Source organism: Liquorilactobacillus uvarum DSM 19971 (genome assembly GCF_001434935.1).
Taxonomy (GTDB): domain Bacteria; phylum Bacillota; class Bacilli; order Lactobacillales; family Lactobacillaceae; genus Liquorilactobacillus; species Liquorilactobacillus uvarum.
This window is the reverse complement of record NZ_AZEG01000007.1, coordinates 17,425-39,807: the sequence shown is the minus strand read 5'-3', so window position 1 is coordinate 39,807 and position 22,383 is coordinate 17,425. Positions and strand designations below refer to the sequence as shown.

General features: G+C 37.7%; 16 protein-coding genes and 1 other annotated feature. All 16 genes read right to left on the bottom strand.

Annotated elements, in window-relative coordinates:
- Positions 1 to 39: 39 nt before the first annotated feature.
- Complete coding sequence (locus FD20_RS04875) at positions 40 to 873, bottom strand: YitT family protein (RefSeq protein WP_057736479.1); 834 nt, start codon at positions 871 to 873, stop codon at positions 40 to 42.
- A 35-nt stretch (positions 874 to 908) separates the two neighbouring features.
- A complete protein-coding gene (locus FD20_RS04870) occupies positions 909 to 1,322 on the bottom strand; it encodes a helix-turn-helix domain-containing protein (protein WP_057736478.1) in 414 nt (137 codons plus the stop codon).
- A 159-nt stretch (positions 1,323 to 1,481) separates the two neighbouring features.
- Entirely contained in the window at positions 1,482 to 5,234 is a 3,753-nt protein-coding gene (addA, locus tag FD20_RS04865) for a helicase-exonuclease AddAB subunit AddA (RefSeq protein WP_057736477.1), read from the bottom strand.
- A complete protein-coding gene (locus FD20_RS04860) occupies positions 5,218 to 8,811 on the bottom strand; it encodes a PD-(D/E)XK nuclease family protein (RefSeq protein WP_057736476.1) in 3,594 nt (1,197 codons plus the stop codon). The genes addA and FD20_RS04860 overlap by 17 nt, the downstream gene beginning before the upstream one ends.
- A gap of 408 nt (positions 8,812 to 9,219) precedes the next feature.
- Positions 9,220 to 10,536, bottom strand: coding sequence for a C1 family peptidase (locus tag FD20_RS04855; protein ID WP_057736475.1), 1,317 nt, complete (start codon positions 10,534 to 10,536; stop codon positions 9,220 to 9,222).
- 86 nt (positions 10,537 to 10,622) lie between these two features.
- Complete coding sequence (locus FD20_RS04850; RefSeq protein WP_057736474.1) at positions 10,623 to 11,276, bottom strand: carbonic anhydrase family protein; 654 nt, start codon at positions 11,274 to 11,276, stop codon at positions 10,623 to 10,625.
- Between the two features lie 236 nt (positions 11,277 to 11,512).
- Positions 11,513 to 12,487, bottom strand: coding sequence for a ribose-phosphate diphosphokinase (locus FD20_RS04845; RefSeq protein WP_057736473.1), 975 nt, complete (start codon positions 12,485 to 12,487; stop codon positions 11,513 to 11,515).
- Positions 12,488 to 12,628: 141 nt separating this feature from the next.
- On the bottom strand, positions 12,629 to 13,876 hold the full coding sequence (locus tag FD20_RS04840; protein WP_057736472.1) for a glutamate-5-semialdehyde dehydrogenase: 1,248 nt from the start codon (positions 13,874 to 13,876) through the stop codon (positions 12,629 to 12,631).
- 21 nt (positions 13,877 to 13,897) lie between these two features.
- Positions 13,898 to 14,704 (bottom strand): glutamate 5-kinase, encoded by an 807-nt coding sequence (proB, locus tag FD20_RS04835; protein WP_057736471.1) that lies wholly within the window; start codon positions 14,702 to 14,704, stop codon positions 13,898 to 13,900.
- A gap of 95 nt (positions 14,705 to 14,799) precedes the next feature.
- Complete coding sequence (locus FD20_RS04830; RefSeq protein WP_057736470.1) at positions 14,800 to 16,176, bottom strand: hemolysin family protein; 1,377 nt, start codon at positions 16,174 to 16,176, stop codon at positions 14,800 to 14,802.
- A 478-nt stretch (positions 16,177 to 16,654) separates the two neighbouring features.
- The gene (locus FD20_RS04825; protein ID WP_057736469.1) at positions 16,655 to 17,482 is read right to left on the bottom strand and encodes a MetQ/NlpA family ABC transporter substrate-binding protein; all 828 of its coding nucleotides are present in this window, start codon (positions 17,480 to 17,482) and stop codon (positions 16,655 to 16,657) included.
- 40 nt (positions 17,483 to 17,522) lie between these two features.
- Positions 17,523 to 18,209, bottom strand: coding sequence for a methionine ABC transporter permease (locus FD20_RS04820; protein WP_057736468.1), 687 nt, complete (start codon positions 18,207 to 18,209; stop codon positions 17,523 to 17,525).
- Entirely contained in the window at positions 18,202 to 19,245 is a 1,044-nt protein-coding gene (locus tag FD20_RS04815; RefSeq protein WP_057736467.1) for a methionine ABC transporter ATP-binding protein, read from the bottom strand. The genes FD20_RS04820 and FD20_RS04815 overlap by 8 nt, the downstream gene beginning before the upstream one ends.
- A gap of 44 nt (positions 19,246 to 19,289) precedes the next feature.
- Positions 19,290 to 19,521: a binding site (T-box leader), on the bottom strand.
- A 214-nt stretch (positions 19,522 to 19,735) separates the two neighbouring features.
- Complete coding sequence (locus tag FD20_RS04810) at positions 19,736 to 20,212, bottom strand: hypothetical protein (RefSeq protein WP_057736466.1); 477 nt, start codon at positions 20,210 to 20,212, stop codon at positions 19,736 to 19,738.
- A 35-nt stretch (positions 20,213 to 20,247) separates the two neighbouring features.
- Positions 20,248 to 21,663, bottom strand: coding sequence for a C69 family dipeptidase (locus FD20_RS04805; protein ID WP_057736465.1), 1,416 nt, complete (start codon positions 21,661 to 21,663; stop codon positions 20,248 to 20,250).
- A 63-nt stretch (positions 21,664 to 21,726) separates the two neighbouring features.
- Positions 21,727 to 22,347: an NAD-dependent epimerase/dehydratase family protein gene (locus tag FD20_RS04800; RefSeq protein ID WP_057736464.1), complete on the bottom strand. Its 621-nt coding sequence runs from the start codon at positions 22,345 to 22,347 to the stop codon at positions 21,727 to 21,729.
- Positions 22,348 to 22,383: the final 36 nt, after the last annotated feature.

Genomic DNA, 22,383 nt, shown 5'->3' with positions numbered 1-22,383 from the left:
ATAGCCTTATCTTAGATAAAACACCTTAATATTTTGCTGCTATAGAATACGCAAACTGTCTTTCCCATACACACTATGGACTTCTTCCATTACCACAAAGGCATGCTCATCAACGGTTCGAATTGCTGCCATAAGTCGTACAAGTTGTTTCTGTTCACAGATACAATAGATCATCATTTGAGGATCTCCGCTGACCACTCCTTGCCCAGGAATCAAAGTCACACCCTTTTGAGTAATATCTGCAATTTTTTTTGCGATCAGCTCATGTTTTTTTGAAATAATCGTCAATGCTTTCCGTTTGCCGAAAATCGCCAGTAGTTGGTTCAAAACAGCAGCTGATATATAAAGCTCAATAATAGTTAAAAGCATATTCTCAATCCCAATTAGAAAAAATGAAGGCACAGCAACAATCAAATCAAAAAATAACATTGCCGATCCTGTCTTTACTCCGAGATAACGTGTGGTTATCTTAGCCAAAATAGTGCTTCCCGCAATTGTTCCTTCACCATACATGATAAAACCCAGAGCAATTCCCATCAGCATACCGCCAATAAGTGCTCCCACTATCGGTTCATTCAGTTCTAGACTCCAAGCAGCCGTCAGTTTTAAAAACACCGAAATACCTACTACTGCCACTACTGTATAAGTAATTGTTCGTTTATCAAGCATTTTCCAGCCAATAAACAGCAATATACCATTGCAAACTATATTCGTCAGTGCAGGCGAAATATTCAACCAGTAATACAAAATAGTCATCAGCCCCGTTACTCCGCCTTCGCCTAAATGATTCGACATTAACAAAGAATTAACGGCAAATGAATATATAAAAGTTCCTATTAGTATCAATCCCACATTTTTACCGATTTTTTTCAAAAAACGTTCCTTCTCTTTCTCCTAACTCAAAAATTTTAATGAAGCGGTAAAGTTACTTCACCATCATTGCCATCATCGTCAGGTGTTTCTAATGGATACTTGCCTCGCAGGTAGCTCTTAATCAATCCATAGATAATTTCACGTTCTTGTCCATTTAGAATATGGCCTTCCATTGATAACTCAGTATTCATAGCAAAAAGATCTGACAAATCTCGCACACCGTAACTGTTTCCAACTAAAAAATCAAGTGTAACACCGAAAAAACGTGCTAGTTTCAACACTTCAAGGTAAGAAGGCGTATTGATTCCTCTTTCCCAGCTCCCTATCTGTGGACCCGAATTGAGACGTTCAGTTAAATTATCTTCATTCATTTTGTTCAATTCTATTGCTAATTCTGCCAAGGTCAATCCCCGTCCCTTGCGTAGAGCCTTTAACCGTTCTGGAAACATTGTCCCCCACCCCTTTTATATTAGAATACTACAAACCATTCATTTCTGTCTCCAAAATGTTTTTCAAAATTTGTTTGCTGTGCTAGCTTTTGTACCTGCCGCAACTCACATTCCACAGTCGTGCACAAAATACACCACCTATTCGGAAACACTGATAGTTTATACTTCAATTTGTTCGCTTGTTTCCAAAAGATATAGATATCTATGTGTAATGTCATGCCCTAAGATGTTCTCCAGCGCCGTAGCATACAAATTCAACTGTCCTTTATATCGCTCAATTATTTTTTGCTTTGCTTGCTCATCACCCGGTTGCAGATAATCAGTTTTGTAATCAAACAACTCAACTTTATCGTCATTAATAACATAACCGTCTATAATTCCATGGATGAGCACATCCTGTTCTTTGTCCTCAACATTGGCAAATAGACGTTTTGCTGGTAGTAAAAGTGAGAATGGAACTTCACGACTAACATTATCAGGCATTTTTAACAAAGTTTGCCCCAAGCTGCTTTTAAAAAAAGCCAAAATTTTACTTTTATCAACTGCAACTGCTAATTCTGCCGTCAGTATCCCTTGTTCAGTTAATGAAGTGATCAATTCTTGCAGACTTGCCAATGTCGGCTGCTCAGTTAAGGAAAGCTCCTGCAACACCAGATGTGTAGCTGTCCCTATTTGTGCATTGGTTATTTTTTGTTTGCGTTCGATAAAACTAGGTAGGGTAACATCATTTTTAACATAACGTTTTGCCTGTGTTTGTGTTTTAATCTCAAAATCGGGTTCTAAAAACTCCATCCGTTCTTGGTCAGGATCGTTAAACAGTCTTTTGATTTCCGAAACCGACTGGTAAGCTGTTGTCCGTGTCAGTATTTCCGCTGGATACTGATATTTTAATATCTGCTGTGCTCGTTTTACTTCTTTTTTAGTTTCAGGCTCTTCAATAACAGGAGCATTTGCTAATTCTTTTAACCAGTTGGTGCCTTCTTCCTGTACAGTGGATGCATTAGCCTCTAACTTCTGACGATCAAAAAATGAAATACTAAATTTAGCCGTGTTTTCTTCTAGCGCTGGTAGATTCTGACTCTCGTCAAGATCAAATTCTGCATTGAAGTCTTGACGCCGCACAAGACACATTCCTATCCAATCCATGAAATTCTTAGTTTCTTGACGCAAGCGGCTGTTTAAAACTGTGCCTGTGCTTTGGAATGCTCTTCTCCAACTTTCAATTGTCTTTTGCTGGTCCACACAAGTTCCAACAATATACAATCGCTGTTCAGCTCGAGTTAATGCAACATAGAGGAGGCGCATTTGTTCAGCAGCCATTTTCTTCTGCCCATTATCACGCGCAACAAGTTTCGGCAATGTCTCGATTTTGACTCTAGTGCGTGGATTGGTCCACGTAATCCCGACCCCTTCCTGCTCATCCAAGATATAGTCGCGAATTAAGGACTGTTCATTAAAATGATGTGTTGCATCCATTAAGAAAACAACAGGGAATTCCAGCCCTTTACTACCATGAATTGTCATCACCTGAACTGTATCCTCAGTTGTTTGTGCATTAGCTTCTGTCAAATCTCGATTCTTTTGCTGCATTTTATCAACAAAACGCAAAAACTGAAAAAGTCCTTTAAAACTGGTTTTCTCATAAGCACTTGCACGTTCATACAAAGCATGCAAATTAGCTTGTCTTTGAGCTCCACCAGGCATTCCACCAACGTAATCCAAAAAACCTGTTTCATCATATATCTGCCAAATGAGTGCCGCTAATTCATTTTGCCGTGCAAGCGTTCTGAAGCGTTCCAACTGCTTTAAAAATTCTGCTATTTGATCATATAATTTTAATGCAAAATTACTTGCTTTTTGAGGTACAAAGTTACGATAAAATTTCAAAACAGCCTGATAATAATCACCCGTTCGATCATTAATCCGTAAAAAAGCCAGCTGATTCTCCTTTAAACCAACTATTGGTGAACGCAGCACACTGACAAGTGGAATGTCTTGATACGGATTATCAATAATTTTCAAAAAAGACTGCATTATTTGAATTTCAATTGTTTGAAAATAGTTTTGTGCATCATTTACAAAAACGGGAATCCCCAATTTTCTGAATTCCTCAGTAATAAGCAGGTTGTTATTGCGTGTCGGAACCAAAAGCACAATATCACGATATTGAATTGCACGTTCAGTGTTAGTTCTCCGATCGAAAATCAGTGCTTCACGCTCAATCAAAGTTTTGATTTTCTGGCCAGTCATAATGACTTGCCCCTGTGCCGCGCTGTCTACCACGAAACTTTCATCGAAAGGTTCTCCATCATCTTTGCGAACTGTACTGTTTTCTTTATCTGTTTCATACAATAAAAGCTCCGACTTAGGTGTTCTTTCTGGGTAATACTTCGCACCAAAAACTAATCTTGCATTCTCATCATAATCCATCTCTCCGACTTCAGTGTTCATTAATTGCATAAAAATTAAATTAGTAAAATCAGTTATTCCACTCATTGAACGAAAGTTTTCAGCCAAAATAATCCGTTGTCCTTGAGGGTTGCCCTCGGTGTAAGCATGATATTTTTTTAAGAATAAAGTTGGGTCTGCTAATCTAAATCCATAAATTGATTGTTTGACATCACCGACCATAAACATATTTCCAGGTTCTTTTTGGGCAATCGTTGTTAGTATTGTTTCCTGCAGTTGATTTGTATCCTGATATTCATCAACCAATATTTCACGATATTTATTCTTTAAAACATTCAAAGCTTGTCTTGATTCATCTGTATCTTGCGTTAAAATTTTCAAAGTTAGATGTTCGAGGTCATTAAAGTCAAGAACATGTCTCTGTTTTTTTTCAGCATTAAATGCATCCATAAATCCAGTCACAACTTGGCTTAATTTTTGAACTAAGATAGCTGAATGTTTCAGTGCTGTGCATGTCTCCTCCTCATTTAGAGGAAAATAACGCTCTGAAAGTTCACTCAAAATTTTTTTGGCTAATTCACGTAAATGCATAATTTCATCTTTTGCTTGCTTTTGAATGTCATCCAACTTGCTGAGTCGTGGAGCACGTTCCAATTTAAATGCCTGTACCATCTCTTTGACTCTATCCCATTTTGCATCATTGGTTAATGCATTTAGAATCATCTCGATTCCCGCTTGATCTTTTTGCAGTGCTGCTGTAAACTTATCCAGCCCTTCTTTTCTTGAGATCTGCTGTGCCATTTTCAATTCACTGACTGCCTGTTTCAACTGCTCGGCAGCTAGTGGCACCACTTTTTTAGTAAAAATTTTACTTTTGCTTAACCCACTATCTTGGATATAATATTCGTCTACTAAGTGTTCGAGCCAAAAATGCGGGTCTGGTTTAGCGCTGGCAAAATCAAAAGTTCTAAATATAAGTTCGGTTAACCCATCATCATTGCGATCATTGGAAAAGTTTTGTGTCAACTCTTCAAAAAGTGGATCATTTTCGCCATAAAAATGTTCACGCAAATCTGCCCACACATCTTCAAGCAATAATCCGCGCTCAGTATCATCTGTCAACAAGCGAAATAAAGGATCAAGTTTGATTACATAATAATAACGTTCAATAACTCTCAAACAAAATGCATGCAGAGTACTTATGTTGGCTATTCCCAACTTGGTAAGCTGCTCCAGATACCATTTTTTTCTCACTTCGTCTGCTTGATTAATCTCATCACGCAAGGCCGCTTGAATACGCTCGCGCATCTCTCGGGCTGCTGCTTCTGTAAAAGTTACAACTAGTAATTCATCAATTCCGATCCCCTGATGCAGATGCTCAATAACTCGTTCAACTAAAACCCTTGTTTTACCTGAACCGGCTGATGCCGAAACTAAAATATCTTTGCCGGTTTCTGTAATTGCTTTCTGCTGTGCCGGCGTATATTTAATTTTGTTCGTCATTCATCTGGGCCCCTTTCTGGTTTTTTAAAGTTGTCAATATATCAAGCGGCGATAATGGATCCAAGCGATGATAATTATTTTCTGGAAGTAATGCATCAAATTGGAAAATGGATTTGAACGGTGAATATTGTAACGCCGAGCGGCCATTAGGCCAAAGTGCTGGATTTAAAGCATCTGCACCGGCAAAAATCTGCAGCGCTGCTTGCCGAATCAGCTCTTCATTATGCTCTAATAGCAGTTGCAATTCCGTGTAAGTTACCAATTGATGTCTTCTTGCCTTAAATGAACCATCTTTATTGCGCCTAAAAGGATAAACAACAGATTCGCCATTTCCCTTCTCCTTAAGTTGGCGGTCCAAGCTTTCAAGCATTACCGGATCAGCAACTAAAAGTCCATCATACTTGTTTTTCTTCAGCAAAACTTCATCCACCGTTTTTTTAGCCACTTCTTTAAGTTTTAACTTAGGATTGTATAAATGCATATATAATGCACCAGCAGGTTGTACAGTATCCACTTTCTCTCCTACTGTAAGCAGATCTAAATTCTTCATTACGGCATTCAAATACGTCAACATTTGCAAAGCCAGTCCATAATAAGCATCTCTGAAATCAAAAATGTGTGAACTTGACTTATAATCAACAATCCCTAAATAATTCTTTCCAGCAACACCCATATGATCAATTCGATCAATTTTCCCGCGTACATTAACCTTTTTACCGTGAGGAAGTTCAAAAGTTAACGGTCTCAGACCATCTTGCGAACCAACATGTCCAAATAACACTTCGGTCTTCAAAGGGCGCATCCCTGTTCTCTGTGCTTGCTGATGGATTGACCAGCCGATCTGGCGCACTGTTGCAATCAGTTGGCGGCTTAAATAGTTCATCCTATTAGAACTGCTTAGAATTTGAAACTGTGGCAATTCTTTGATCTGCAGCAATATTTTGTGCAGCAATTGGTTGATTTCGTCTTGCGACGTTTCAGCAATTGTCTTTCCTGTCTGCGCGATTGCCTTCATCAGTGAATCCAACGCCAAATGGAAAAATTCTCCTGTATTTGCAGCTGACAACTCAAAAACATCGCGTTCTTGCAAATGCAATCCATATTTCAGAAAATATGCGTACTGGTTTGCATAGAATTCTTCCATTTTAGAAACTGAAGTGTTAATCGCTTTTCCATATAACTGATCCACGATCTCTGGCTGCAGTCTTTCGGGGATATTTTTATAATCAAGGCTCTCAAATAGCTTTTGTGTAAGTGGCTTAATCTGATTGTCTTGTTGAAATAACCGATACACATAATGCCAAAAAACTGGCAATCGAGTTTTCTTAGCATGGGCTTGTCTACTGATATTTAAAAGCTGGGTCAACGTCGTTCGCATGGTGCCTATAAAATCATCTGCGAATTTTCGTGGTTCATATGAAAGCGCTGGTTCTGCCGCAACTTGCTTAACCTTTAAGGAAAAGTGCTGCTGAATGTGTTCTAAATATCTTGAAGGTTTGATGCCAACTTGATCTTCGCTGCCGCTGGGGTAGGAAAGATAAAGCCGCTCACTGCCGCTCATAAAGGCTAAATAATCAAGATATATTTCCGCCGCCATTTGATGATCTGCCGTTTCAGCAATATACTGTCCGTCTTGCAAAAGCGGCTCCATTTTCAAGCGGTCCGCGTCAGACAGCAGGTTATTTTGGGTAATACTATCAGGCATAACTGCATCTGTTGACCCAATCATGAAAGTCACTTTGCGTTCATTCATTTGAACCATACCTGATTCCGAAATAATTACCTGATCAAGTGTTGAAGGAACCTGACTATATTCAGAACCTTCAAATCCGCTTTGTAAAAGTTCCAAAAAATTGTCACTATCAAACTCAAACTCACCTAATGCCAGCACATATTCATCTAGCAGTTGGCAAAAAGTATCCCATGTTTGTTCTGGTCGTGCAGCTGCCTCAATATTTCCCTTTTCTAACTCAGCATCACGCCATTCCAACAACCTCTGCGGTACATTTTGAGCAATAAGAAAGTTACATAACAAAGTTGCTGCTTCAAGGCCGTTTTTGGCTTCATCAACTTTTTTTAGAAATGGAGCAATCTGCTCTTTTACAAAATGTCGAATTAGATTTGCCTTATGGGTCTTAGCCTTTTCCGCGTCCGTTTGTGTTCCTGTATCTGTCTCTGTAAAGCGATAGTAGATCCAATCTTCTTTCTGAAGCCAGCGTCTTCCTTCAAATCCATACTTAAGGACCATATTCTCGGTTAGATCAAGGCATTCCCTAAATACTTCGATCTTCATTGGGTGTCCATCGATTTGGGGAATCAACAGTTCCGTTTTCAGCAATCTCATCATGTCATCATAGCGGTAATAGCGTTTTTTGACTGCAAATAATGCATTAATCAATTCAACAAGAGGATGATCAGTCATTTTCTTTTGAAGGTCCACAAAAATAGGAATATTAAACTGTTCAAAAATTGGCTGCAAAACGTTCTGATAAAGATCAAGATGTCGTGTCATTATCAAGAAATCACGATAACGGTATCCTTGTGCAACCAGTTGCCTGATTCGCGTTGCAACTTCCCGAGTTTCAACAAATCGATTCGATGCTTGAAAAATTTGCAAGGCCTTTTCGTCTGGAATTTCTGTTTTTTTCATCGGTGTCATCTTAGTTGTTTCAATCCAATAATCTTCTAAAGCTAACAAACTTTTGTTCTGAATACGCATCTTCCCTGCATATTCATCCATTAAAACCGGAATTTTATTTTTTCTTGCTCTTTGATACAATTCAAAATATAATTTTCCTGAACGATAAAAAAGATCATGGCTTTCCGGTTGTTGATTGATGTACGGTTTATCCAAGACTAAGGCAATTCGTACATGTTGTGCGTGCTGAATAAGGGTTTCTACCAATCGCCGTTCTCCAGCGGTCAGTTGTGAAAATCCAGCAATAAAAAAATAACTGTGTTTCAAGTTTTGCTTCGCCAAGTAACGACTCATTTCGTCTAAAAGATCTGCACTTTCATTGTATTTACCAAGTGTTGCTTGCTCAAACGCTTGATAAATGATCTGCAGATCGTGAATTTTGGCCTGCAAATCGACCGCCGAATTTCCATTATTTTTTAGTGAAGAAGCAAGCTCTGTTAAATCTGCACTTGAGACGCATCCATTACGCAATTCTGTCAATTGACTAACTAGTTGGCTGACGAATCCCATTTGGCCCTGTTCTCCTCTAAAAACCGTTAATTCATCTTGATGAATTCTCAGAATGTTCTGCACAATCATATTCAACCCTGCTTTAGATAAACGAGGTATTTGATAAAATGCTGTGTTTTTAAGAAAGAACCAAGCCAGCCGTGTAAATGAAAAGACTTGAACATTTGTCTCCGCAAAAAGTCTTTCTTCTGGTTGTTCCATAGCTCGCAGCATTTTTAAAGCTCTGACTTCTGACGCAAATTTAATATGATTCGGGACCAGATAAAAAAAATTTCCACGCGGATCTTTTTTCTTGAGTTCTTCAATTTCTTTTACCAGTTTTTCTTGATGATCTCGCGAAGCTTTACCTAAAATAAATCCTAAGCTCATATCATTTCCTCCTTGCGTTCTTTTCCTATTTGTTATTTTAACATTTAATATCGAATGCTGAAGCTCACAAACATGAAAATAGATTCCGGTTACAAGCAAACACAAAATATTCAGACAACATCTTGATATTCTTACAGACATTAAGTAGCTAAAAAAGCATCTCAAAATTAAGCCAAAAAATATTGATTGCACCAATGAGTATGTAAAAAAGAGACAGACTTGATGGTCTGCCCCCAATTTTAAAACACTTTGCATTCTCCGCGTTAACACCCACTAAAAGTCAGCCTTTTCCACCTTACCACGAGTTGATCATATTCCGAACTATGTCCGTAACTCGTAGTTAATATTCAGAGCCTAATGTCTATTGGCAACTTCTATTTTTTTTAATTTGTATTTAACTAGAAGACGTTAAGCCAAAGAGTCCCATGGCTCTAACATAATTTTTTCTTTAGTCAAAAGTTTTCTCTGCTTGCTGTTAAGGTACTTTTTATTAACAATCACTTCATAAACATACTCATCGAACCAAGCATCACTCATTACAAAGTAGCCTTTATCGCCATTTTTTTCTCCCCAGCTATTCTCAACTTTCCATTTAGCTGGTTTTCTATCCACAAGATCCACCCCAACTAAGGTCATTGCATGTGAAACTGATCCTTCGTGCGTCCGCAGCCGATCAGCTTTTGAAAGCTTCAAGTCAATACTGAACAACTCATCCTTTTTATAAAATGATGGGTCCAGAATTCCTTGCTGACGACCCGTATCCTTTAATACATCATTCCCGAACCAGACCGTTTCTCCGTCTTTCATCTGTGCAATTGCTGCGTCTTTCAAAGCTTGGATATCTGTATTCACAAACATAATCTTCTGACCATTAAAAATGTAGTCCTGACTGTCTAGACCATAAACTTGATCCGGTTCATGATCAGGTGCATTAGTTAAGCAAACGTATTCATCCCATCGATGTGTAACGTACTTCTCGTAAAAACTTTTTGGTGTTAAATCACGATCAATATGATATTTTTTCTTGTCATCACGATACTCAAAATCAAATTTAACAGGTGGTTCTCCGAAAACATACACCAGCATCCGATAAACTTGGTTAAGATATTCTTTCTTGACTTTATCTACTTCCATTCCAGTTATACCTTTGTTAATCAGTTTGCGCAAAGCCAAACCATCTTTGCGCAGCTTTAAGGCCAAGGTCTCGCTGATTTCATTTGTCTTATCACTGTTGTAAGTCTCAGGCATAATTGAGCGTGGAACAACGCCATACTTGTCTATCAGTGCTGCAGCATTAGCCCACTGACCTCCATCACTATCCGGTGATGAAAAAAGACATTCAATACGCCGATCTGAAAAGGGAAGCATAGCTGTTTCAATCACTGTCTCATAAAACTTGTTTGCTTTTTCAAGACGATCATAAAAAGAATTATAATTTTGCGAAAATTGAAAATCTTTCATGTTATATTTTTTTGCAAAGTCGTGCCGTAATGTATTAAGGGTCGAAAAAAGCCAACAACGGCCGCTTTGCTTCTGGTTAGTAACTTTGCCTGGGTTCAAATCAAGTGAAAAAACTCTGCCTAGATTACGTTTAGCGTTATAATTTTCACTTGAAGCATTTACACCATTTTTTTGAACCGCTCGCGCAATTGCCCTTGCCGAGGGAGTCTTATTTAAATCTGTTCGAAAAGAAGCCAAGTCGCTCAGTGTAATATCTTTCTCCATTATGATTCTTCTCTCCTAACGCTTATTATTTAAAAATTCAAATGTTGCAAATTCTATCATACTCAATGTTATCACACAACTATCAGTTAAAAAGCATCTTTGTAAAAAACAACCTTTCGTCCTGCAATTTTTTGCTTTTCACGCGCATTACCGCTAAAATTATTTTTCAAAGCTGAAAATTGACTTTCAGAAATAAACAATGGCTGTTGGAAAACCCACCATTCCACTCCACGACTTAAAGGCGGTGTTGTAAGCGAGCCTAGGTAGTTATATGCATTTTGCGTCTTTCCTTTGAGAAGGTCAGACATAGGAAGACGATATTCAAATTTCTGCTGCTGATTTTCTTTTGTCTTCTTCTCTTCATAAAAAGGTCTTAGCAAAGAATTATCATTACCTATTTCAACAAAAAAGGCTACAACTACAGTTTGGCCTATAGCATTCTGATGAACAAAATGCCACTCCATCGGAAATGTTTTACCGTTCAGAATATGCTCTGCAGGTATATGAAAATGCAGTTGCTGAAATTTAAAATTACGACCATTGAGCTGCATCTTCCCTCTGCCATTAAATTGCAGATTGTTTCCCTTATTGAGTACACTCTCAAAAACATAGTCTGTCATAAAGGTCAAGGGTTCTTTCTCCACTACTTTGCGTTCTGTTCGCTCAGTTTCAATAGCAATCGGTGACTGCAAAGAAGAAGGAACAAACTCCCAACTGTCCTGCTGCTGATAATTTAACATACTTAAATGCCCTCTTTCTCTTATAAATCATCTTATATTATCAACAACCAACACCTTTAATTCAAATTCTCTGCTCTAGATCAATGTTATTTGCAAAAAAGGGCACATTAAAAATTCAACTACTGAAATTCATTATGATACAAGATAAAAAAAGGCTGAGTCAAATGTAACTTCTGACTCAGTCCCATAATTCAATTTTGTTTTCAAAACTGTTATTTATAATTCTAAATCTGCACTTACACAGTATGTTTTTTATTAAACAATGAGTCAACTGATCGATTATGAAAAATCAAATCGATTGCCTTTGCAAAGGTAGGTGCGACAGATAAGACTTTCAATTTAGCAATTTTTTTAGGATCAGGTACCTCGATTGTATCCGTAACAACAATCTCAGTGTAATCAGAATTCTGCAGTTTTTCAACGGCTTCATTAGAAAAAATAGGATGTGTCGCACAAGCATAAACATCTGTTGCCCCTGCATTTTTTAAGGAACTAACAGCACCCATCATCTTTTCACCAGTATCGATTAAATCATCAAAAACGATACACCTTCTGCCCTTAACATCACCAATAATCGTTAGATTTTCATTCTCGCATTCTGGACTGCCTTCTCTTTTGTCAACAATTGCAAGCGGTGCCTTCAACAATGTTGCTAAATTACGTGCAATCTTTACACCGTTATGGTCAGGTGCAACCACAACTACATCATTAGTAATACCCTTTTTTACAAAATATTCAGCCTGAACAAAAATAGCAAGCAAGTGATCAACTGGAATATTGAAAAATCCCTGTAATTGACCAGCATGGAGATCCATCGTGACAACACGATCTGCTCCTACGAGTTCTAAAAAATTAGCAATCAATTTTGCTGTAATCGGTTCACGCGGACGTGCCTTTCTGTCCGCACGTGCATAACCGTAATACGGAATCACCAGGTTTATTGTGCCTGCACTTGAACGGCGCAAAGCATCAATCATAATCATTAGCTCCATAAAATTTTCATTTACCGGGTCAGAGATTGACTGAATAACGAAAACATCGTCGCCACGAATACTTTCATTAATACTAATTTGAATCTCTCCATCACTGAAATGATTAACTGACACCTTGCCCAAAGGAACTCCAAGTTCTTGTGCTACATTCCCTGCCAATTCCTGATTAGAATTCAAGGCAAACAATTTCAAAGATTCTTCTGCTTGTTTTTCGCTCATAACTGCCTCCAATTTAGAATGTCTTCCTAACCATTATAATAAACTCTTTTCCGGAATACTATTACTTTATTCATTATCTTTGTGTTTCTTATAATTTTTCAAAAAATATTCCGTTCTTCTAAATTAACTGCGCTAAAAACATTAATTTCTAGTTTGTCCCTGCCCACGAACAACATACTTTGTAGTGGTCAGTTCTTCAAGTCCCATTGGTCCACGTGCATGTAGCTTTTGTGTCGAAATACCGATTTCAGCTCCAAATCCATACTCAAAGCCATCGGTGAAACGTGTTGATGCATTGACATAAACAGCAGCTGCATCAATCTGATCTAAGAACTGCTGACTTCTTTGATAGTTATTTGTTATGATTGTTTCAGAATGCTTTGTATTATATTTATTGATATGTGCTATTGCCTCATCGATTGAATCAACAACCCTAATTGCAAGAATATAATCATTATATTCAGTATACCAATCTTCCTCAGTCACCGGTTTTACCCCAGAACCCAATATCTGCTGAGTCTCCTTGTCTCCTCTTAGCTCAACATGATATGGTCTAAGTTTTTCAGCAATATACGGCAAATATTCGACAGCCACGTTTTTATGAATCAGCAGCTTCTCCATTGAATTGCAGACCGCTGGACGCTGACACTTTGCATTAACAATGATATCCGCAGACATTTTCTTATCACTGTCATCATCAACATAGACATGACAATTTCCGGCACCTGTCTCTATTACAGGAACTTTTGCATTATCTACAACAGCTTTGATAAGACGTGCACTTCCTCTTGGAATCAAAACGTCCAAATAATCAGTCAGTTCCATGAAACGTCCTGCAGTTTCATGTGATGTATCCTCAATAATTTGAATTGCATTTATATCAACATCGTTGTCATTCAAAACTGCACGTAAAATTTCTGCTAACTTCAAATTAGAATGCAATGCTTCTTTACCACCACGTAAAATAACAGCATTCCCTGACTTGAAACACAGCGCAGCCGCATCAACAGTCACGTTTGGGCGTGCTTCATAGATGATTCCAATGACACCCAGAGGTACACGACGCTTGGCTATGCTTAGACCTGCCTTATTGATCCAGGCCTTATCAACATTTCCTATTGGGTCCTGCAACTGTGCTACCTGTTTTAATCCTTCAGCGATTCCTTCAATCCGTTCTTCTGTCAAAGTCAACCTGTCAACGAAGTTGCTCGGTAATTTTGCAGCACTTTCCAGATCTTTCTGGTTAGCCTCCAAAACTTCAGAAGTATTCTCAATAAGCGCTTCCGCCATTAGTTTCAATATACTGTTTTTTTGTTCTGTTCCCAATTGTCCTATCTGATAGGCTGCCTGCTGAGCCCGTTTGCCTAATTCAACTATATCAGATGCCATGGTTTACACCCCTTTGAGAAATTATTTTTGTGTTTGAAATAAAGTGCCTAACGGATCTCCTTGGAGTAATTTAAAAATGATTGAAGGATTTTCTCCGTTCGCCAAAATCATTGATTTGCCCGCATTCAACATTTTTTGCGCAGCTTTTAATTTGGTAGTCATTCCACCGGTCCCTAATTTAGTTCCTTGCCCGCCGGCACCTTCAAAAGTCTGTTCATCAATATGATTGATTTTTGATTTCAAGACTGCATCAGCAAATTTACGCGGATTTTTGTCAAAGAAACCATCAATATCGGATAACATAATTAACAAATCTGCATCAATTGTAGTTGCTACAATAGCAGACAACTGATCATTATCACCAAATTTTGTATGATGGTCCAACTCATCAACTGCAACAGTATCATTTTCATTCACGATAGGTATCACATTAAGCTGTAGCAAATTTTCAAAAGTATTCAAAACATTTTGATGACTTATCGGATAATCAACTACATCATGCGTCAACAGAATCTGACCGATTTTTTGACCATAAATTGCAAACCGCTGCTGATATACTGTCATCAGCTGGGTTTGCCCTACAGCTGCAATTGCCTGCTGCTGAGGAATTGAACTTGGTCTTTCATCTATCCCCATCAACCCAAGCCCCACTCCAATTGCACCTGAAGATACAAGGACAACTTGTTTTCCTTCATTAACCAAACCGCTTAGAGTGTAGCATAATTGATCTATCGCCTGTAAATTCAATTTGCCATTTGGATGTGTGAGCGTACTTGTCCCAACTTTGACAACGAGCCTCTCTGATCTGAGGTGTCGTTTTTCAACCATTCTTAGCTTCCTCCATTATTATAGATAATTTTATATTCTTCATTAGTGCTATCCAGCATACAGTACATTATGCAGCCTGTATACTTTAAAGTATTTTATCGCTCTTTTGCCTCTTGGTCCTTACTTTGTTCTTCTCTCTCTATGTCTTCATTTTCTTCATTATGACGTGTTACTTCAAGCCATTCAATATAATTGCGGTTGAATTCTGCAACTTTTAAATCAAACTGACCGATAGTAATGACGTCTCCGCTTTTAACTTTGTAGTTTTCCAATAAGTACCCAGCTATTGTTACACTTTCTGATTCATCAAAACTGCGCTTCTTAACTCTAAAAAAGCGTTCAAAATCATACAATGTTGTTTTACCTGAAACCCGATATACATTAGTTCCCGTTTTGACAATATACTCACTGGAAACATCATCGATCTCATCTTTAACAACTCCAAATAGTTCTTCATAAATATCTTTATCAGTAACGATTCCGCTTGTTCCACCATATTCATCTAAAATGACGACTATTGGAGTCTGTTTCTTAATCATTTGCTGAAGAAGTCCTTGAATTGGAGTCACCTCTGGTGCCGTGATGATGGTCCTCAATAATTTACTAACCAACACAGAATCATCCACCCGTGCTTGGCGAATCAAATCATAAATATAGACATATCCTAAAATCTTATCCTTATCGTTATTAGCCACTACTGGGAAGCGACTATAGCCTTCTCTAAGGTAATAATTAATAACTGTCTTCACTGAGTCTGTTATGTCAACAACTTCCAGACTAGTTCGATCGACCATAATATCTTTTGCAACTTTATCATTAAAATCAAATGCTCGCTGCATATAAAGCAGATCATTTTTGTCCAAATTGCCGCCTGTAACTGCATTTCTAGACAATCGTAAAATTTCAGCCTGTGTTAAAATATCATTGCTCTCATCAGCGGGTGGCAGCCCGAAAAGTTTAATAATTCCCATAGCTGAAACATTCAGTAATCTCACAAAAGGATAGAAAATAATATGGCAATAATGCAGCGGAGTGACCACTAACATTAACATTTTCATCGGCATATCAATACTCAGGTTTTTAGGAACAATCTCAGTCAAGACAACTTCTAGATATGTCAGCAAAAGAACCCCTAAAACCGCTCCAACTGCGTGAAGCGCACTAGTACTGATTGGTGTCACCTTCAAGACATCGACAATCAGCAGTTCAATCGTTCCTTCTCCAATCCAACCCAAAATAATACCAGAAAGAGTCACCCCAACTTGTGTAGTTGATAAGTATTCATTCAGTTCTTGAACCATTTTAAGAGCGGTTCGTAATTTGCGTTTATTGCCTTGTTCAGATTCAAGTGCACTTTCCAAGGCACTTTTACGCGTCTGAACCAATGCAAATTCTGCAGCTACAAAAAAAGCCGCACAATAAAAAACAATTAACATTATGACCAAATTGATTACTAACTGATCATTTGTCAAAAACCATTCCCCATTTCTCTATCGTCTACTCTATGAGTACATCATATCATTTTTTTCTTTATAAATGTTAATCGATATTAGCAAAGATTTTTTATTATTTTCATTGTGTTATCGGCAAAGATAAGAAATTTCAACCATCTGATTAATAGTATAAATAATGTCATGATCCTAGTAATAAACAATCTCTGCTTTCTAAAAATGGTAGAAAAGAACACCGCAACAGTAAAAAAAGCAAAATTGAAAAAAACAAATTAAAGAAGATAGATCTGTAATAAAAATCAAGTATTTTTGGGCAATACTGACCGCTGATTAAAAAAAATTTTTGGCTATGGTAAACACAAAAGAGTCAAACTACCTCACGTTAGCTATCGAGCCGAATAATATTTTTCAAAAAAGCAAAAATAGCTTGAAAAACTGAATTTAATCAGTACTCCAAGCTAAAATTCTTTATTTATATAAAAAATGTTTTTACTAAAGATTAATCTACTTTTTTAACTGGTAGAACGCCGCCTTTATATTTATCCTTAATCCATTTTTGCGTTGATTTGGATTGCAAAGCCTTCATTAACTTTTTAATAGCAGGTTTATTCTTATCATTCTTTCTAACAGCTACAATGTTTGCATATGGTGATGAAGATTTTTCAAGCTCAATTGCATCCTTAGCAGGATTTAACCCAGCTTGAACTGCATAATTTGCGTTGATAACAACTGCATCACCCTCATTATTTTTATAAAATTGTGTCATGAGTTTAGCTTCATAAGTATGCTTGAAGATCAAATGTTTTTTATTGGTTTTAATATCATCAAAAGTTGCCGTTGTAATCTTAGTACCCTTTTTCAAAGTAATAAGTCCCGCATCTTTAAAAATCGTCAAAACACGCCCATAATCAGCAACATTGCTGCTAACTAAGATTGTTGCACCATCCTTTAAGTCCTTCAAGCTCTTAACTTTCTTAGAATAAACTCCGATTGGTTCCAAATGAACGGCCCCAGCTGAAACCAAGCTGCCATTATTTTTCTTATTCCAATTGTCTAAAAATGGAATATGTTGGAAATAATTAGCATCCAATTCTTTATTTGCCAAAGCTTTATTGGGCATAATGTAGTCTTGGAAAACCTTTATTTTAAGATTAATACCCTCTTTTTTCAGTTGCGGCTGAACATGCTTCAAAATTTCAGCATGTGGAACTGAAGAAGCCCCGACTGTAATTGTTGTATTCTTTTCCGATGAAGATGCTTTACCACATCCAACTAGTAACAACGCCGATGCAGCTATTGCAAGTAGACCAACTAACTTCTTTTTCATTTAAAATCACTCCTATATTTTTTATTGCTTCTTTATTTGCTCAGCGCTTGTCCAGATGACGAACGGCAAAGTCCCCTAAAAATTGAAAAGCAAAAACGATAATAACAATAATAATTGTTGCAGTGAAAGTAATTGCATTATTGTACGCTTGGAAACCATCAGTATAAGCCAATTGTCCCAGACCCCCAGCACCAATTGCTCCAGCCATTGCAGTATAACCAATTAAAGAAATAGCCGTCACAGTGATCCCAGAAGTTAAAGCCGGCATACTTTCTGGAATTAGCACTTTATATATAAGCTGCCACTTATTTGCACCCATTGATTCCGCTGCCTCAACTACTCCTCCATCCACTTCATGAAAAGCCAATTCGACTAACCGAGCGTAGAAAGGTGCTGCTGAAAATATGAGTGACGGTAATGCTGCTTTAGGTCCGATTTGTGTTCCCACCAATGTTTGCGTAACTGGAAGCAAGAGCACAATCAAAATAATAAACGGTATTGAACGAAAAACATTTACAAATAATGCTACAAGTACGTTCAATCCGCGAATAATAAAATTGCTGCTTCCAGTTGTTTCATACAAAAGCAGTCCCAGTAAAACACCGAAAATTGCAACCAGTGCAACCGAAACAACTGTCATCCATAATGTCTCCCACGTTGCTCCCCACATATTGCTCCAATTAACATTGCTGAATTTAAAATAAGTGCTCAATCCTTGATTATTCATGCTTATACACCTCCGTTTCAACTCTCATCGTGCTAAGAAATTCAAGTGCACCCTTGATGTCTTCTTCATTTCCTACGAGTTGAACAAAGAGACTACCAATCGAACCGGAACCATCCTGTAGTTGTCGAACCGATCCTTGCAAAATACTTAGCTGCAAATCAGGAAATTGGTGCAGCATCTCTGAAACAATCGGCATTTTAACTTGATCTCCATGAAACTTTAATTGCAGCAACTGTCCTTCTGGATATTTTTGCAGAAGTTCACTGATAACAGGCTTAACATCCTCGTCCGGACCTGTATCAGTCTCACTATTCACAAACTTGCGCGTTAAATCCTGTTCTGGATGTGTAAAGACCTTAGCAACAGTTCCTTCTTCTATTACCCGTCCTTCTTCCATTACAGCAACTCGATCTGCTAAGCGGCGAATAACATGCATTTCATGTGTTATGATAACAATCGTTAGTTGCAACCTGCTTTTAATCTCCGCAAGCAGATCCAATACTTCATCCGTTGTTTGCGGGTCCAACGCACTTGTTGCTTCATCAGAAATTAGGATTGCCGGATCATTTGCCAAAGCACGCGCAATCCCTACCCGTTGCTTTTGACCGCCTGACAACTGTGAAGGATATGCATTGATACGATCACCCAAACCTACAAGTTCTGCTAAATGCTTAGCCTTTTTTATACGCTCGCTCTTGTTCATCCCAGTTAATTCTAGGGGAAACATAATGTTGCCCAAAACCGTGCGCGACCATAATAAATTAAAGTGCTGAAAGATCATGCCTATTTTCCGTCTCTGCTCGCGCAACTGTTTCTTTGACAAATTAGCATTTTGCTTGCCGTCAATACTGAGCTCGCCACTAGTTGGTATTTCTATACCATTCATCATTCTAACCAATGTGCTTTTTCCGGCCCCAGAAAAACCAATGATTCCAAAAACCTCATCTGTATTGATCTTCAAAGAAACATTCTGAACTGCCGGGACTGTTCCCGACTTCGTCCGATATATCTTTGAAACATTTTTAAATTCGATCACATGATCCCCACCTTGTTTGAATATAAAAAGACTCTCGTCCACTAATTAAGGACGAGAGTCTCGCGGTACCACCTTGTTTCATCATCAGTTCACACTGATAATCTCAACAGCTACTTCAGAAGCCTGTGGTTGTACCGTAGCCAACGGATTGCTAGCCTTGCGACCACCAATCGAACTCCAAGTTCATCTTCATTTTTCTTCCGTATCCCTTTTCTCACCGATCAAGGGTCTCTTAAATATACTTAGAAAAACTACTCTTCTCTTCAACGTTCATTAAATTATTCTTTAACTATTAAGTTCCCATTAATTTTAATTTTATTTCCATTAATTGTCAACAAATTACCTTTGTTATATTAACCAAATCTACCTATTCACTTGCTAAAGAAAACAAACTTCCTCTCAACTTATTCAGAATTCGACATATAAAATTGCTGGTTGCCCCAAGTAAAATTTATTAGCAATTGACTGAGACATTTAATTTAACCTAATTTCAATCTTTTTTTTCACTCTTAGCATTTTTATTTTCTGCCAACAACTCCAATTGTTCATTGATACCCGTAATCAGCGCTTGATTAACGTTCTCATAATCGGCAAGATAATCCTTCACAGTTCCAAAAGAATCAATCCTCAAGCCCGAAGCATTAACATCTGCAGCCTCCACTATCAAATTGATGATAACATCGGTTTCTTCATTCTTCTCAAAGAAATTATCAACTCTGTTACTATTTGCAAATGGAAGGTTAATAATTCCACTCTCTAATGAAATAGTGACTGTTTCATCCTCAAAATGCAGCGGCTGACTGACCCGCGTTAGTTTATCCTGTTTTAAAAAGCTGCGAAACTGTTCGAAAAGACGATTGCACTCTTCTCTATCAACATTCTTTTTAACTGATAGAATTTCCAAAACAGCTGATTGAAAAGCATTATTCTCAATTTCATTTACAAAAGTTTCAACCTTAACCTTCATCACACCCACTCCAAAAATAAATTGTTTTCAACATATCAAAGATTCTTGTCCATATTAAAAGTTAGTTTAGATAATGTCAAACCTTTTGTAACAAAGTGGCCTATCATCTTCATTGCTTTTGTGCGCATTGCTGCAGCAATTTGATAGTTCTGCTGAGTTAAAAATGCTGTTAATGCCTCACCTTTTTTATTTGAAGCAGTATCATCTATTTTATCAAGCAATCGCAATTGTGCTTCTCGGCAATCTTTCAAATAGTCCAAATCATCTTGAATAAACTCTGCATGATGTGATTCCACCAGCATTGACAATGTTCGATACATCCAGTATGCGCTCTGAACATCATACTCTAACGGTGTCTCACTCCAGCTAGAATCAGTATCATTAGCATTCGTATAGAAAGGGACATACGGTGCAAACGATGGAACGCCAAAACAGATCCACATCAACGCCGCATATTCTGAAGAAACATTATTTCTAATTTGCAAAATATGTGAATTTTGAGTTCGATTGAGTGAAATCGGTCTGAATTTTAATCTATCCGCCTCACAGCCGTTACCTAACGGATCATACTTCGTTTCATTGTAGTGTGAGCTTAAAACATATTCCAAATCCTTGACCCCAATTAGCTGCTCTGCATGACAAACAAAGGGTAGCTCACTAGACATCGGATTCTGTTCGATACTTGGACTCAAATAATGTTGTCCGAACCAGACTCGTGGTGTATTATAATGACGATCTTTCTTCGTATCAGTTCCAAAAATATGTCTAAAGTTCCATCCTTCCTTGTCAGGATTGAGATGATGTTGGCTTACAAAATCTTGGATTCCCTCTGACCACAAATAGTTATCCCCATCATTAAAATTTATCTGTTGTTGTGCAACTTGGTTAGCTGCAACAGCATATGCGTCATCTGGAATACGTGTTGCTGCCCAATGGTGCCCCGTAACAATTTCCATATACCAGACTTCATTTTTATCAGAAAAAAGAACGCCATTTCCTTCGGGTGATCCATACTCTGCAATTAATTTCCCTAAATATTGCACACCACCGCGTGCAGATTCAATATAAGGGGCAACCATCGTTTGAAGGGAATCTTCCGCTAGGCCGTTAGGAACCCATGGGTCATAGGCTAATGCTCTTTCATTTCCATAAACACTCTCTGTTGCTGACATTGCAACATTTTTTTCATTGATAGAACTCTCCTCAAAAATGCCCTCATGTTCAACATCTGCATTTGGCGTTGCTGTATAACGGAAATTTTTTGCCGGTAATTCTGCAGTAAATCCGTTTTGATTAGAAACTAATTTTCCTGCACTTTTTTTACTAGCTGGTCGCATAACAAATCGCTGAGGTGTAAGCGGCAAAAAAGTATCGTCATTCCTTGCGATCATCGTTGAACCATCGATACTTGCCTTTTTTCCGACCAGAATTGTTGTACATGCTTTTTCCATTTTCTTTCCTCCACCTCGAATAAATAATAAACTTTTCATCGTTGCACATTCCTCAATTATTGCTTAGAAAAGAGAACTAGCATTTCCAAGTAGAATTTGACTGATTTCATAACTGAAATCGGCTCGCTTAATTGGTTCATATGCAGTTAGAATTCTTTTTAAAACAGGTATTTTCAATGCAAAGTTAAGCAAAACGGCCATCAAAAACACCATTTTGCGTTCCTTCGCATAAATCATCCCTGGATATACTATATACCCTCTGTCAGGTATTTTCTCCATTATTTCATTTTCAACTTCTTTTTTTGCTCGTATATAGTTTTTGAGAAAAAAAGGAGCATGTTTGGCCGAAACAAACAGAAATTTGGCTTTTTCTGTTCTATCTTGCAGATGCTTGATTAATCTTTTAGCAGGCCTAACACTTTTTTCATAATACTCCTGATAATTTTTTTCAAATAAAACACCAATCAGATCGATTACCCAATCAGCATTTTCAACTGCTTTTCCCCAATTTTCATCCTTATTCACATCCGATTGGATCCACTCGACCTTATTTATCCAGCTCTGTGTTTCATGTGGTCGACCTGAACGTGAAATACTCGCTAAATTAAAATTTGGATCAGCTGACAAGTACTGCAAAACGCCTTTTCCGACAAAACCCGATCCTCCTATGACCAAAACTTTCAAGTTATACACCTCCATTTTTAATCGTATTTCTGTGCA

What these genes read in the sequence shown, in the direction of transcription:
- FD20_RS04845 (WP_057736473.1), bottom strand. Translation starts at nt 12,487, where the DNA reads ATGAGCGAAAAACAAGCAGAAGAATCTTTGAAATTGTTTGCCTTGAAT.
- FD20_RS04840 (WP_057736472.1), bottom strand. Translation starts at nt 13,876, where the DNA reads ATGGCATCTGATATAGTTGAATTAGGCAAACGGGCTCAGCAGGCAGCC.
- FD20_RS04870 (WP_057736478.1), bottom strand. Translation starts at nt 1,322, where the DNA reads ATGTTTCCAGAACGGTTAAAGGCTCTACGCAAGGGACGGGGATTGACC.
- addA (WP_057736477.1), bottom strand. Translation starts at nt 5,234, where the DNA reads ATGACGAACAAAATTAAATATACGCCGGCACAGCAGAAAGCAATTACA.
- FD20_RS04850 (WP_057736474.1), bottom strand. Translation starts at nt 11,276, where the DNA reads ATGTTAAATTATCAGCAGCAGGACAGTTGGGAGTTTGTTCCTTCTTCT.
- FD20_RS04820 (WP_057736468.1), bottom strand. Translation starts at nt 18,209, where the DNA reads ATGAATAATCAAGGATTGAGCACTTATTTTAAATTCAGCAATGTTAAT.
- FD20_RS04805 (WP_057736465.1), bottom strand. Translation starts at nt 21,663, where the DNA reads ATGGAAAAAGCATGTACAACAATTCTGGTCGGAAAAAAGGCAAGTATC.
- FD20_RS04810 (WP_057736466.1), bottom strand. Translation starts at nt 20,212, where the DNA reads ATGAAGGTTAAGGTTGAAACTTTTGTAAATGAAATTGAGAATAATGCT.
- FD20_RS04825 (WP_057736469.1), bottom strand. Translation starts at nt 17,482, where the DNA reads ATGAAAAAGAAGTTAGTTGGTCTACTTGCAATAGCTGCATCGGCGTTG.
- FD20_RS04860 (WP_057736476.1), bottom strand. Translation starts at nt 8,811, where the DNA reads ATGAGCTTAGGATTTATTTTAGGTAAAGCTTCGCGAGATCATCAAGAA.
- FD20_RS04855 (WP_057736475.1), bottom strand. Translation starts at nt 10,536, where the DNA reads ATGGAGAAAGATATTACACTGAGCGACTTGGCTTCTTTTCGAACAGAT.
- proB (WP_057736471.1), bottom strand. Translation starts at nt 14,704, where the DNA reads ATGGTTGAAAAACGACACCTCAGATCAGAGAGGCTCGTTGTCAAAGTT.